Source organism: Erwinia sp. LJJL01 (genome assembly GCF_047300805.2).
Taxonomy (GTDB): domain Bacteria; phylum Pseudomonadota; class Gammaproteobacteria; order Enterobacterales; family Enterobacteriaceae; genus Erwinia; species Erwinia aphidicola.
Genome location: NZ_CP178576.1, coordinates 3,817,916 through 3,830,624, shown reverse-complemented (window position 1 = coordinate 3,830,624; position 12,709 = coordinate 3,817,916). Strand labels below are relative to the sequence as shown.

The following is a 12,709-nucleotide window of genomic DNA, read 5'->3' as shown; positions in this document are numbered from 1 at the left end:
TGCCGCTTTTTGCTCGTTAACAAAATGGCGGTTTTCAGGAATGAGGGCGAGGTCACATTTAACCGGGTTGCACAAAGTTGCAACATCAGTGATATTGCACCTCATCGAATATTGATTACTGATTCAGGAGCTGTAAGGCATGGGCACAACCACTATGGGCGTGAAGCTGGACGACGCAACGCGCGAGCGCATTAAACTGGCAGCGCAGCAGATTGACCGCACGCCCCACTGGCTGATCAAGCAGGCGATATTTAACTATCTGCAGCAGGTGGAACAGGGCAGCGCGCTGCCGGAGATCCCGACAAACGGCCAGCAAGTAGAGGGCGATGAGCGCCCGCCGGAGGAGTCGCAGCATCAGCCGTTCCTCGACTTCGCCGAGCAGATCCTGCCGCAGTCCGTAGCCCGTGCCGCTATCACTTCCGCCTGGCGCCGCCCGGAGACCGAAGCGGTGCCGATGCTGCTGGAGCAGGCGCGTTTACCAAAGCCGCTGGCGGAAGCCACGCATCGCCTCGCTTACCAGCTGGCCGACAAGCTGCGTCACCAAAAAGGTGCAACGGGGCGCGCCGGAATGGTGCAAAGCCTGCTGCAGGAGTTCTCTTTATCCTCTCAGGAAGGCGTGGCGCTGATGTGCCTCGCGGAAGCGCTGCTGCGTATTCCCGACAAGCCAACGCGCGATGCCCTGATCCGCGACAAAATCAGCAACGGTAACTGGCACTCCCACCTTGGCCGCAGCCCGTCAATGTTCGTAAACGCCGCCACCTGGGGCCTGCTGTTCACCGGCCGCCTGGTCTCTACCCACAACGAAGCGAACCTGTCGCGTTCACTGAACCGCATTATCGGCAAGAGCGGCGAACCGCTAATCCGCAAAGGCGTGGATATGGCGATGCGCCTGATGGGCGAACAGTTCGTCACCGGAGAGACCATTGCCGAGGCGCTGGCTAACGCACGCAAGCTGGAAGAGAAAGGCTTCCGCTACTCCTACGATATGCTGGGCGAAGCGGCGCTGACGGCGCAGGATGCGAAAGCCTACCTGCTCTCCTACCAGCAGGCGATCAACGCGATTGGTAAAGCCTCTAACGGGCGCGGCATATATGAGGGTCCGGGCATTTCAATCAAGCTTTCCGCACTGCACCCGCGCTACAGCCGTGCCCAGTACGAGCGCGTGATGGAGGAGCTGTACCCAATCCTTAAATCGCTGACGCTGCTGGCACGCTCCTACGACATCGGCATTAATATCGATGCTGAAGAGGCCGACCGCCTTGAGCTGTCGCTCGATCTGCTGGAAAAACTGTGCTTCGAACCGGAGCTGGAAGGCTGGAACGGTATCGGCTTCGTGATTCAGGCGTATCAAAAACGCTGCCCGATGGTGATCGACTACCTGACCGACCTCGCCCAGCGCAGCCGTCGCCGCCTGATGATCCGTCTGGTGAAAGGCGCCTACTGGGACAGCGAAATCAAACGCGCCCAAATGGACGGCCTGGAAGGCTACCCGGTCTACACCCGCAAGGTCTACACCGACATCTCTTACCTGGCCTGCGCACGCAAGCTGCTGGCGGTGCCAAACCTGATCTATCCGCAGTTCGCCACCCATAATGCCCACACGCTGGCAGCCATCTACCAGCTGGCGGGCAACAACTACTATCCTGGCCAGTATGAGTTCCAGTGCCTGCACGGCATGGGTGAACCGCTGTACGAGCAGGTGGTCGGTAAAGTGGCGGACGGCAAACTCAACCGCCCTTGCCGCATCTATGCTCCGGTCGGCACGCATGAAACCCTGCTGGCCTACCTGGTGCGCCGCCTGCTGGAAAACGGCGCTAACACCTCGTTCGTTAACCGTATCGCCGACGCCACGCTGCCGCTTGACGAGCTGGTCGCCGATCCGGTGGAAGCGGTCGAGAAGCTGGCGCACGCTGAAGGCGCTCTGGGCCTGCCGCATCCGAAAATCCCGCTGCCGCGCGATCTGTACGGTGAGAAACGTCAGAACTCCGCCGGTCTGGATCTCGCTAACGAGCATCGCCTTGCCTCGCTCTCCAGCGCGTTGCTGAACAGCGCCAGCCAGAGCTGGCAGGTAGAGCCGCTGATTGATGCCGAACTGGAAAGCGGTGAAAGCGTGGCGGTGGTTAACCCCGCCGAGCCGAAAGATGTGGTGGGCTATGTGCGCAGCGCCACCCGCGCAGAAGTCTCCGCCGCGCTCAATGCCGCCGTCAGCGAAGGAGCGATTTGGTTTGCCACCCCGCCGCAGGAGCGCGCCGCGATACTCGAACGCGCCGCAGTAATGATGGAAGGCCAGATGCAGCAACTGATCGGCATCCTGGTGCGTGAAGCCGGTAAAACCTTCAGCAATGCCATCTCCGAAGTACGTGAAGCCGTAGACTTCCTGCACTACTATGCGGGCCAGGTGCGCGACGATTTTGATAACGAAACCCACCGTCCGCTAGGCCCGGTGGTCTGCATCAGCCCGTGGAACTTCCCGCTGGCGATCTTCAGCGGCCAGGTGGCTGCCGCGCTGGCGGCGGGTAACAGCGTGCTGGCGAAGCCGGCCGAGCAGACCCCGCTGATCGCCGCGCAGGCCGTGGCCATTATGCATGAGGCTGGCGTGCCGGTTGGCGCGTTACAACTGCTGCCGGGCGCCGGCGAAACCGTTGGCGCCCAGCTGGTACAGGACGAGCGCGTGCGCGGCGTGATGTTTACCGGCTCTACCGCCGTTGCCACCCTGCTGCAGCGTAACCTTGCCGGGCGCCTCGATCCGCAGGGCCGCCCGACTCCGCTGATCGCAGAGACCGGCGGCATGAACGCGATGATCGTCGACTCCTCGGCGCTGACCGAGCAGGTGGTGACGGATATCGTCGCTTCGGCGTTCGACAGCGCAGGCCAGCGCTGCTCGGCGCTGCGCCTGCTGTGTATTCAGGATGACGTGGCGGAGCACACGCTGCAGATGCTGCGCGGTGCCATGGCCGAGTGCCGCATGGGCAACCCGGAGCGCTTCTCAACCGATATCGGCCCGGTGATTGATGCCGAGGCCAAAACCAATATTGATGAGCATATCCAGACCATGCGCAGCAAGGGCTTTAGCGTGTTCCAGGCCGCACAGCCGCAGGCAGCAGATCGCCACGAATGGCAGACCGGTACCTTTGTGATGCCAACGCTGATTGAGCTGAACAGCGTGACGGACCTGACCAAAGAGGTGTTTGGCCCGGTACTGCACGTGGTGCGCTATGCGCGTAACGCGCTGCCGCAGATTATCGAGCATATTAATGCCTCCGGTTACGGTCTGACGCTCGGCGTGCACACGCGTATTGATGAGACCATTGCTCAGGTGACGCAGAAAGCCCACGTTGGCAACCTGTACGTTAACCGCAACATGGTCGGTGCCGTGGTCGGGGTGCAGCCGTTTGGCGGCGAGGGTCTCTCCGGTACCGGTCCGAAGGCCGGTGGCCCGCTCTATCTTTACCGCCTGCTGTCGCACCGCCCGGACGGCGCACTGCGCGTGACGCTCGATCGTCAGGATAAAGAGCGCCCGGTCGATGCCGTTCTGCGCCCTGCTCTGCTGGCGCCGCATCAGGCGCTAAGCGAATGGGCGAAAGATCGTCCGGAACTCGCCGCCTGCTGTGCGCGCTACGAGGTACTGGGCCAGGGTGGAACCGTGCGCCTGCTGCCTGGCCCAACCGGCGAGCGCAACACCTTTGCCCTGCTGCCGCGCGAACAGGTGCTGTGCCTGGCGGATAACGAGCAGGACGCGCTGGTGCAGCTGGCGGCCGTGACGGCAGTCGGTAGTCAGGCGCTGTGGGCGGACGACGATCTGCATCGCACTCTGCGCCAGCAGCTCCCTGCGATTGTGCAGCAGCGCATTTCGCTGGCCGCAAAGCCGCTGGAGAGCACCACCTTTGATGCGGTGATCTATCATGGCGATGCCGATCAGCTGCGCAGCCTGTGTGAAGCCGTAGCAGCCCGCGACGGCGCAATTGTTTCGGTGCAGGGCTTTGCCCGCGGCGAAACCAATCTGCTGCTGGAGCGCCTGCTGCTGGAGCGTTCGCTGAGCGTCAATACCGCTGCGGCGGGGGGAAATGCCAGTCTGATGACGATTGGTTAATCAGGACATCGTCCGTCCGGGTCGACCGGTTACTGCGGTCGCCCCGTCTCATCTAGCCCTGCGCATGTCGGCGTTCAACGACCGAGTCAGGCACGGCAGCGCGTTCCTGATAGAGCGTGAAGTCGAAGTCGATTGAGGTGAAGGGTTTACTCAGATTTTTACTGGCTATCTGTTCTGGCGAGTTCACTTTATGGACTTCAGGCACCAGGCCTTCGCGGCTGGCAAAAGCAAAGTCGTCCCACAGGTATTCGTCACCATCAATGTTGATCTGGGTGGTTAACTTACGGTAGCCGGCGGCAGTCACGAAAAAGTGAATATGTGCCGGACGCCGACCGTGCCGCCCCAGCTGATTGAGCAGATGCTGCACCGGCCCGTCAGGGGGCAGCCGTACCCTGACGGCACGACGCTGCGGAACTGATAGCGCCCCTGTTCATCGGTAATGATGGTACGACGCAGGTTAAACGCACTCTGACTTTTATCGAAGAACGAGTAATTACCGAGGGTATTGGCGTGCCAGACCTCAACGCTGGCGCCGGGAAGCGGTTGACCCTCTTCGTTCCATACCGTGCCCTGCATCAACAGCACTTCGCCCTGGTTATCTTCAGAACCATCGTCCAGCCGCGCCCAGGCCTGACAGACTGGCGCCCCGGCCACATAGAGAGGACCTTCGATGGTGCGCGGTGTCCCACCGTGCAGCCCCGCCCTCGCTTCAGCCTCATCCGCCCGGATATCCATAAAACGCTCCAGTCCGGTTCCCGCAGCCAGCAGCCCCATCTCCTGAGCGATACCGGTATCGGCCAGATATTCCAGCCCTTTCCAGATCTCAGTTTGCTGCAGGCCCAGATCCTCAATCGCTTTAAACAGATCGCTCAGGAGACGAACGGTGACCTGCTGAATACGTGGGTTCACCGTGCCTTTCGCGGTTTTGACGATAAAGCAGTTAACCAGGTTGTCGATCTCTTTGCTGTTCATATTGACGCTCCATTTCAGGTACAGCTCAGGATGAGAAAGTATTTAACGATCGTCCACACGCACCGCCGAAGGGTGGCGGCACAGCGGCACTATCTGCATCGTCATAAAGGGATAAAGCGGCAGCTCACTCAGCAGCTGGTGCAACTCCTCAACGCTATCGACGTCAAATACGCTGACGTTGGCGTAATGCCCGGCAATGCGCCAGATGTGTCGCCACTTGCCGCGACGCTGAAGCGCCTGCGAGTAGGCTTTTTCCCGTGCCTTAAGTTCGCTGGCGACATTTTCCGCCATCGTCTGCGGCAGATTCACATCCATAGTTACGTGAAATAGCATGGTGAAATTTCCTCCTGTTAACGGCGGCGCAGCGCCGCGATCCTGTCGCGATCGAGGGCAATGCCCAGCCCGGGCCCGGTCGGGACCTGCAGCATAAAATCACGATAAACTAGCGGTTCACTGAGAATATCTTCGGTCAGCAGCAGCGGGCCAAACAGCTCAGTGCCGAAACTCAAATCGTTGAAGGTGGCGCAGAGATGCGCCGTGGCGGCCGTGCCTACGGCGCCTTCCAGCATGGTGCCCCCGTAAAGCGCGATATCTGCCAGCTGGGCAATATCGGCAACCCGGCGCGCCTGCGTCAGCCCGCCGGACTGGGTAATTTTTATCGAGAACACGTCGGCGGCAGCGTGGCGGGCCAGCTCGAAAGCATCGCGCGGCCCTTTCAGCGCTTCGTCCGCGATCACTGGCAGGCTGAAACGGCGGGTCAGTCGCGCCAGTCCGGCACGATTTTCTGCCGCAATCGGCTGCTCAACGGCATCAATGCCGCCGGCTTCCAGTGCTGCCATTCCGCGCTCGGCCTGGCGCTCGCTCCAGGCCTGGTTGACGTCGACGCGCACGCTGACCTCATCCCCCAACGCCTGCCTGATGGCCAGCGCGTGCGCCACGTCCGCATCAACATCGCGCAGGCCGATTTTGAGTTTAAAAATACGATGACGGCGCAGGGCTAACATCTGCCGGGCTTCGGCAATATCTTTATCGGTGCTGCCGCTGGCCAACGTCCAGGCCACCGGTAGCGCATCGCGCACCCGTCCTCCCAGCAGTTCACTGAGCGCAATATTCAGACGCCGTGCCTGAGCGTCCAGCAAGGCGGTTTCAATTGCGCATTTAGCAAAGCGGTTGCCCTGCACTGATTTATTCAGGCGCGCCATCAGCTGGGCGATGCGGCGCGCATCCTGACCGATCAGTAACGGCGTCATCCAGCGGTCAATATTGACTTTGACGCTCTCGGGGCTTTCGTCGCCGTAGCTCAGGCCACCAATGGTGGTGGCTTCTCCCCAGCCCTCAAACCCGTCCTCACACACCAGATGGACCAGCACCAGCGTTTGCACCTGAAGCGTGGCCATTGCCAGGCGATGTGGACGGATAGCAGGAACATCAATAAGCAGCGTTTCAATAGTTTTGATCATCGCTTTACGCTATAGAATCCCGCCGATCGGGGATAGCCAAATCCTGCTGAAAATGATTGACCCGCTGTATGAGAATGCGCAGATCGCGCCTGTTCGCCCCAGCTCACATAACTTGCGATAAAAACGTCTTTTAGTGCCAATGACACTTTTAGGTTATTTTTTCGCCGGTGAAGTCAGCACCCTGATGACTCAAACTCAGGAGGAGCGAGATGATCGACAAAAGTCTGTTTTTGGCCGATGAAGCCGTGGCTGACATTCACGATGGTGCCACGCTGATGATTGGCGGATTTGGCCCGGCAGGACAGCCCTATGCGCTGCTGGACGCACTGATTCGGCGGCGGCCACAGAACCTCACGCTGGTCAGCAACAACGCTGGCAACGCTGATTCGGGTCTGGCGCTACTGCTCAAAGCGGGGTGCGTGCGCAAGATGATCTGTTCCTTTCCGCGCCAGAGTGACTCATGGGTATTTGACGACCTCTACCGCCGCGGAGAGATTGAGCTGGAGCTGGTGCCGCAGGGCAATCTTGTGGCGCGTATTCAGGCAGGTGGCAGCGGGCTGGGGGCCATTTTTACCCCAACGGGTTTCGGTACTGAACTGGCTGCGGGCAAAGAGACGCGCGAAATTGAGGGGCGGCAGTACGTGCTGGAACTGGCGCTGAAGGCAGACTTTGCCCTGATCAAAGCACAGTGCGGTGATCGCTGGGGTAACCTGGTCTATAGCAAAGCGGCACGCAACTTCAACCCGATTATGGCGATGGCTGCCCGCTGCACCATCGCTGAAGTCTCCCGCCACGTCGCGCTGGGCAAGCTGGACCCGGAGGCGGTGGTGACTCCCGGTATTTTTGTGCAGCGCGTGGTCTGTTCAGCCAATCTCAGCCCCGCAACGATCGCCTCAGGAGCGTGACACAATGCAACTCATCCGCCTCACGCATAACCAGCTGGCGCAGCGCATCGCCCGCGATATCCCGGACGGAGCCTACGTCAATCTTGGCATCGGCCTGCCAACGCAAATCGCCAACTATCTTCCCGCCAATAAAGATATTTTCCTGCACAGCGAGAACGGCATCCTTGGCATGGGCCCGGCACCTGCCAGTGGCAATGAGGACCCAGAGCTGATCAACGCGGGTAAGCAGCCCGTCACGCTGCTGCCAGGCGGCTGTTATTTTCATCACGGGGATTCGTTTGCCATGATGCGCGGGGGGCACCTCGACATTTGCGTGCTTGGCGCTTACCAGGTGTCGCAATATGGCGATCTGGCCAACTGGAGCACCGGTAAACCCGGCGCGATTCCGGCGGTCGGCGGCGCGATGGATCTGGCCAGCGGGGCGCGTCAGGTATTTGTAATGACTGAACATCTGACGAAAAAAGGGCAGTGCAAAATCGTGGCGCAGTGCAGCTATCCGCTGACCGGCATTGGCTGCATCAGCCGGATTTACAGCGATCTGGCCGTGATGGATGTCAGCCCGCAGGGACTGAAGGTGCGGGAGATATTAACCGATATCACCCCGCAGCAGCTGCAGGCAATTACCCCGGTGGCGCTGACGTTTGCCCCAGGAGGACCTGATGAATAGTGCATGGCTGTGTGATGCCGTTCGTACCCCGTTCGGCAAGCTCAACGGCAGCCTGGCAACGGTTCGCACCGACGATCTTGCTGCTCTGCCGCTGAAGGCCCTGTTCGAACGCTACCCGCGTCTGGACTGGCAGGCGCTGGACGATGTGATTTACGGCTGTGCGAATCAGGCCGGGGAAGATAACCGCAATGTCGCACGCATGGCGCTGCTGCTGGCCGGGCTACCCGCTTCTGTCCCCGGCTGCACCATTAATCGCTTATGCGGCTCCAGCCTTGATGCGGTCGCCATCGCCGCGCGGGCGATCAAAAGCGGCGAAGCCTCACTGGCGATCGCCGGCGGGGTGGAAAGCATGTCACGCGCCCCTTTTGTGATGGGCAAAGCAGAGCACCCCTTCAGCCGCAGTATGAAGCTGGAAGACACCACCATGGGCTGGCGCTTGATCAATCCGCAAATGCACGCCCTTTACGGTGTCGAATCGATGCCGCAAACGGCAGAAAATGTCGCGCTGAAGTTTACTATCAGCCGCGCCGATCAGGATGCTTACGCCCTGCGTAGCCAGCAGCGCACCGTCGATGCTCAGGAGAGCGGATTTTATCAACCGCAGCTGATGGACGTCACCCTTCCTCAGCGCAAAGGGGCCGCCCTGCACATGGTGCGCGATGAGCATCCGCGTCACACCACGCTGGAAATGCTGGCAAGGCTCAAACCGGTGGTACATCCGCAGGGCAGCATCACCGCCGGAAATGCTTCGGGTCTGAATGACGGCGCCTGCGCCCTGCTGCTGGCCAGCGAGCGCGCCGCGTTGCAGCATCAGCTGCAGCCGCTGGCGCGGATTGTTTCCAGCGCGGTGAGCGGCATTGAACCCGCGCTGATGGGCTTTGGCCCAGCCGGAGCCATTCGCAAGGTCCTGAGCCAGGCAAAACTGAAGCTGGAGCAGATGGATGTGATCGAACTGAATGAAGCCTTTGCCGCCCAGGTGCTGGCGGTGATGCGCGACCTTGGCTTGCCTGATGACGCTGCGCACGTCAATCCAAACGGAGGAGCCATCGCCCTCGGCCACCCGCTGGGCGCATCCGGCGCCCGGCTGGTGATGAATGCCGCCTGGCAACTACAAAAAAGCGGCGCACGCTTTGGACTTTGCGCAATGTGCATTGGCGTTGGCCAGGGCATTGCGCTGATTATTGAAAGGAGTTGAGATGAATATTGAATATCGCCTGGATGGCCCGAAAGAAGCTCCGGTGCTGGTGCTGGCCAACTCATTAGGCACCACCTGGGATATGTGGCAGCCGCAAATGGCGGCCCTCACCCGTGACTTTAACGTGCTGCGCTATAACCCACGCGGGCACGGCAGCACACCGCTGCCCGCCTGTGAGCTGAATCTGGAGATCCTCGGGCGCGACGTTATCGCCCTGCTCGATCATCTCGACGTGGAAAATGCCTGCTACTGCGGTATCTCAATGGGGGGATTAAGCGGATTATGGCTGGCGCGACATTACCCTGCGCGTTTCCGAAAAATGGTGGTGGCCAATACGGCCGCACGTATCGGCAGTGAGGAGGCCTGGCTGCAGCGGGCGCGCCAGGTACGCGAACAGGGCTTGTCAGCGGTGGCTGCCGGCTCTTCCGCACGCTGGTTTACCCCAGAATTTATCCGCCATGCGCATCCTCAAGTCAGCCGGCTGGTGATGCAGCTGTCACACGGCAGTGCCGTCGGCTATGCCGCGTGCTGCGATGTGCTGGCTCAGGCTGACCTGCATGCTGAAGCCGGGCGGATTAACCTGCCGCTGCTGGTTATCGCCGGAGAATTTGACACCATTACCCCGCTGGCCGAGGCCCAATGGCTGCATCAAAATATCCCCAGGGCTCAGCTGGGGGTGCTACCCGCGGCGCATCTGTCCAACATCGCCTGCCCTCAGAAATTTAACGAGAGCGTAATCAGTTTCCTGCATACCTGACGAGCGGGCCGCAGAGGTCGGGCATGCCCGACCCTGTTCAGGCATGCTCCATTCGCGACTTAGCTATCGAACTTCATGCGCAGCAGCTTCGGGTAGATAAACAGCGATTTACCCCAGCCGCGGTTCAGCAGCGTCCAGATCCCCACCGAACAGGCGACGCACAGCCCCACCATCACCAGCGGGAAAGCGATTGCCCACAGCATGGAAAAGGCTTGACTGGCAAACAGCTGATGGCTGACGGCAAACAGGATCGCCGACATACCAAAGAACTCAATAAAGATGCGGTGCAGCACGTAGATTTGCAGCGTGTTTTTCCCCACCCAGTTGAGCCATTTCATGCTGAAGTGCTGATTGAGGATGCGGCAGGCCGCGATGCAGCCGAGAATTGCCAGCACGCACAGGAACAGGCTCTTATCCAGCCCCAGCCAGATGTGCGCCAGCGACAGCGCCAGCAGCACCATCCACGGCAGCACGTTATCCCGCCGCCATTCGCTCCAGCGGATCAGGATCGCACTGTAAAATGAGCCGAACAGGAAGAAGATAAAGTATTGCGACAGGCTTTCCGGGCCCCAGCCAGGGATCACTTTGGTAACTGCCGCATAGTTCAGCAGCACCGCCGCCAGCATCACCAGCGTTTTTTGCTGGCGGAACAGCTTGGCAGCCAGGAAGAACAGCCCCAGCGCATACAGATACCAGGAGGAGCTCATCGCCAGCAGCATCAGCTTGAGAAACTGCCAGGGGGTTTCGGCCCAGGCGGCGTTGATATTATCCGACAGATGATCGCCCATGATATTGTTGGATACGCCATTAATCATCAGCCACTGGATCACGCCCCAGAGAAAATAGAGATAAAAAAGATTGGTGACGCGTGAAGTGAACACCTGTTTCCAGGGCCGGTTAGAAATAGCATTTGCCGCCAGCAGGCCGGAGACAAAGAAAAATGCCGGCATTCGTAACGGAGATAGAGTGTTATTAAAGGCTACCCATAATTTAGCCGGTAACAGCCCGGCAGTAAGATGAGAAACCATTTCGGCATAACCGGGTAAAACGACGTGGTAAAGCACAACAAGCAAAATACAACCGCCTTTCAGGGTATTTACCCAGGCGATCTCTTTCTTCTGAGGTGTATTCATTAAATACTCCAGCTGTAGTGGTCCGATGTTGGTAAAGGGTTCTGGTACATCCTCCGTCATGCCAGAATGGATACTGATTAATTATTTTTATATTTATTTAATGGTAAAAAAATGGCCGAATAAATCGGCCAGAGAGAACAGTGTCAGCCATTGCTGGCAATTTTTTCCGCCGCCTGCGGTTTACGCAACAGGCGCGGATAGATAAACAGCGCCTTGCCAGGACCACGATTAAGTAGCGTCCAGGCGACCAGCGAAATGCAGGTTGTGATACTCACGGCAAACACTGGCAGTACCAGCGCCCACGCCAGTGAGAAGGCCTGGTTGTCGAACAAGCTGTACTTCACTGCCAGCGTCAGCATGGTCAAACCCAGCAGTTCAATAAAGATACGGTGCAGCACGTAGATCTGCAGCGTATTACGGCCAATCCAGTTCAGCCACCCCATATTGAAGCGGTTGTTCAGCGCCCGGCACAGCACGATGCCAAACACAATTGCGACCATGCAGTAGAACGGGTTCTTCATCATGCCGGCGGCATGGTGCGCCACGCCAATCACCAGCATCCCGGCCAGCAGCGCCAGATGACGGCGCGACAGCTGACTGATCTCAATTAGGGTATGGCTAAAGAAGGCGCCCAGCAGGAAGTAGACAAAGTTCTGCGCCACGCTGTTCGGCCCCCAGCCAGGAACCAGATTAAACTGAGTGGCGTAGTTCACTAAAATTGCCACCACCAGCAGTGCCACTTTCTGGCTGTGGAACAGTTTCGCCACGAGGAAATAACCCGCCAGCGCGTACAGATACCACAGGCTGGTCATCGACAGCGTCAGTAATTTAATAAATTCCAGTGGCGATCCTGCATAGGCGGCATTGACCGAAGAGGAGAGCTTCTGACCAATTAAATTGGTTGAGATATTATAAATACTGACCCACTGGATAATGCCCCACAGAATGTAAAGATAAATGATGTTGGTGAATTTTTTAGTAAATACCTCGCTCCAGCTCTTTTTGCTGATGGCGCTAGCCGCCAGCAAGCCTGAAACAAAAAAGAACGCTGGCATACGCAGCGGCGAGAGATATTTATTAAACACTACCCACATATCAGCCGGTAACAGCCCCGCCGTTAAATACTGCAATGATGGAATAAACGTCGTGATGATGGTGTGATGTAAAACCACCAGCAGTATACAGCCACCTTTTAATGTATTAATCCATAATACTTCTTGCTTGCCAGAGACAGACATAATCAAAATCCAGTAAAATTATTTTAACTGGATAAGTATCTCTCGTTAGCCTGCTAATCACTATGAGGATCGTCCTAATTGACCGTTATCCCAGCCGTTGCGGGAACAAGCCACGGTTATTCCGGGTGTTTGCTGTGGGCTTTTAAGAATAACCTTAATGACTTTCAGTGGGCGATCCCTGAAATATCCCAGAAATGTCTTCTATCGCTAAACGTCCGTTAACCGGTCTGAGCTCAGCCTGAGCACGCCGGAACGGCAAAAGACGCTCCCTGCGGGCCTCGGCACGCGGCAT

Annotated in this window: 9 protein-coding genes and 1 pseudogene; 5 read left to right on the top strand and 5 right to left on the bottom strand. The window is 58.6% G+C overall.

What is annotated here, in order from left to right; all coding sequences use genetic code 11:
* The first annotated feature begins 139 nt into the window (after positions 1-139).
* Positions 140-4,090, top strand: coding sequence for a trifunctional transcriptional regulator/proline dehydrogenase/L-glutamate gamma-semialdehyde dehydrogenase (gene putA / locus ACLI4M_RS18970; protein WP_133623862.1), 3,951 nt, complete (start codon positions 140-142; stop codon positions 4,088-4,090).
* A 52-nt stretch (positions 4,091-4,142) separates the two neighbouring features.
* On the opposite strand, the pseudogene catA reads toward putA, so the two are convergent.
* The 3 genes and pseudogenes from catA to ACLI4M_RS18955 form a co-directional block, all read right to left on the bottom strand.
* Positions 4,143-5,062: pseudogene (gene catA, locus ACLI4M_RS18965) on the bottom strand (catechol 1,2-dioxygenase).
* A gap of 42 nt (positions 5,063-5,104) precedes the next feature.
* The gene (gene catC, locus ACLI4M_RS18960; protein ID WP_133623864.1) at positions 5,105-5,395 is read right to left on the bottom strand and encodes a muconolactone Delta-isomerase; all 291 of its coding nucleotides are present in this window, start codon (positions 5,393-5,395) and stop codon (positions 5,105-5,107) included.
* A gap of 17 nt (positions 5,396-5,412) precedes the next feature.
* Positions 5,413-6,522: a muconate/chloromuconate family cycloisomerase gene (locus tag ACLI4M_RS18955; RefSeq protein ID WP_133623865.1), complete on the bottom strand. Its 1,110-nt coding sequence runs from the start codon at positions 6,520-6,522 to the stop codon at positions 5,413-5,415.
* Between the two features lie 209 nt (positions 6,523-6,731).
* Here ACLI4M_RS18955 and ACLI4M_RS18950 point away from each other — a divergent pair, with 209 nt between their 5' ends.
* From ACLI4M_RS18950 to pcaD, 4 genes are read left to right on the top strand one after another with little or no spacing between them, the layout of a single operon-like run.
* Positions 6,732-7,427: a 3-oxoacid CoA-transferase subunit A gene (locus tag ACLI4M_RS18950; RefSeq protein WP_133623866.1), complete on the top strand. Its 696-nt coding sequence runs from the start codon at positions 6,732-6,734 to the stop codon at positions 7,425-7,427.
* Between the two features lie 4 nt (positions 7,428-7,431).
* On the top strand, positions 7,432-8,094 hold the full coding sequence (locus ACLI4M_RS18945) for a 3-oxoacid CoA-transferase subunit B (protein WP_133623867.1): 663 nt from the start codon (positions 7,432-7,434) through the stop codon (positions 8,092-8,094).
* Positions 8,087-9,289 (top strand): 3-oxoadipyl-CoA thiolase, encoded by a 1,203-nt coding sequence (pcaF, locus tag ACLI4M_RS18940; protein ID WP_133623868.1) that lies wholly within the window; start codon positions 8,087-8,089, stop codon positions 9,287-9,289. Before ACLI4M_RS18945 ends, pcaF begins: the two co-directional genes overlap by 8 nt.
* Before the next feature lies 1 nt (position 9,290).
* A complete protein-coding gene (gene pcaD / locus ACLI4M_RS18935) occupies positions 9,291-10,046 on the top strand; it encodes a 3-oxoadipate enol-lactonase (RefSeq protein WP_133623869.1) in 756 nt (251 codons plus the stop codon).
* 59 nt (positions 10,047-10,105) lie between these two features.
* Here pcaD and ACLI4M_RS18930 read toward each other — a convergent pair whose 3' ends face one another.
* The gene (locus ACLI4M_RS18930) at positions 10,106-11,179 is read right to left on the bottom strand and encodes an acyltransferase family protein (RefSeq protein ID WP_133623870.1); all 1,074 of its coding nucleotides are present in this window, start codon (positions 11,177-11,179) and stop codon (positions 10,106-10,108) included.
* A gap of 143 nt (positions 11,180-11,322) precedes the next feature.
* Positions 11,323-12,417 (bottom strand): acyltransferase family protein, encoded by a 1,095-nt coding sequence (locus ACLI4M_RS18925; RefSeq protein ID WP_048915734.1) that lies wholly within the window; start codon positions 12,415-12,417, stop codon positions 11,323-11,325.
* Positions 12,418-12,709 lie beyond the last annotated feature (292 nt).

Bases quoted from the DNA above. Each gene is read 5' to 3' on its own strand.
- ACLI4M_RS18945 (WP_133623867.1), top strand. From the start codon at position 7,432: ATGCAACTCATCCGCCTCACGCATAACCAGCTGGCGCAGCGCATCGCC.
- catC (WP_133623864.1), bottom strand. From the start codon at position 5,395: ATGCTATTTCACGTAACTATGGATGTGAATCTGCCGCAGACGATGGCG.
- pcaD (WP_133623869.1), top strand. From the start codon at position 9,291: ATGAATATTGAATATCGCCTGGATGGCCCGAAAGAAGCTCCGGTGCTG.
- ACLI4M_RS18925 (WP_048915734.1), bottom strand. From the start codon at position 12,417: ATGTCTGTCTCTGGCAAGCAAGAAGTATTATGGATTAATACATTAAAA.
- ACLI4M_RS18930 (WP_133623870.1), bottom strand. From the start codon at position 11,179: ATGAATACACCTCAGAAGAAAGAGATCGCCTGGGTAAATACCCTGAAA.
- ACLI4M_RS18950 (WP_133623866.1), top strand. From the start codon at position 6,732: ATGATCGACAAAAGTCTGTTTTTGGCCGATGAAGCCGTGGCTGACATT.
- putA (WP_133623862.1), top strand. From the start codon at position 140: ATGGGCACAACCACTATGGGCGTGAAGCTGGACGACGCAACGCGCGAG.
- ACLI4M_RS18955 (WP_133623865.1), bottom strand. From the start codon at position 6,522: ATGATCAAAACTATTGAAACGCTGCTTATTGATGTTCCTGCTATCCGT.
- pcaF (WP_133623868.1), top strand. From the start codon at position 8,087: ATGAATAGTGCATGGCTGTGTGATGCCGTTCGTACCCCGTTCGGCAAG.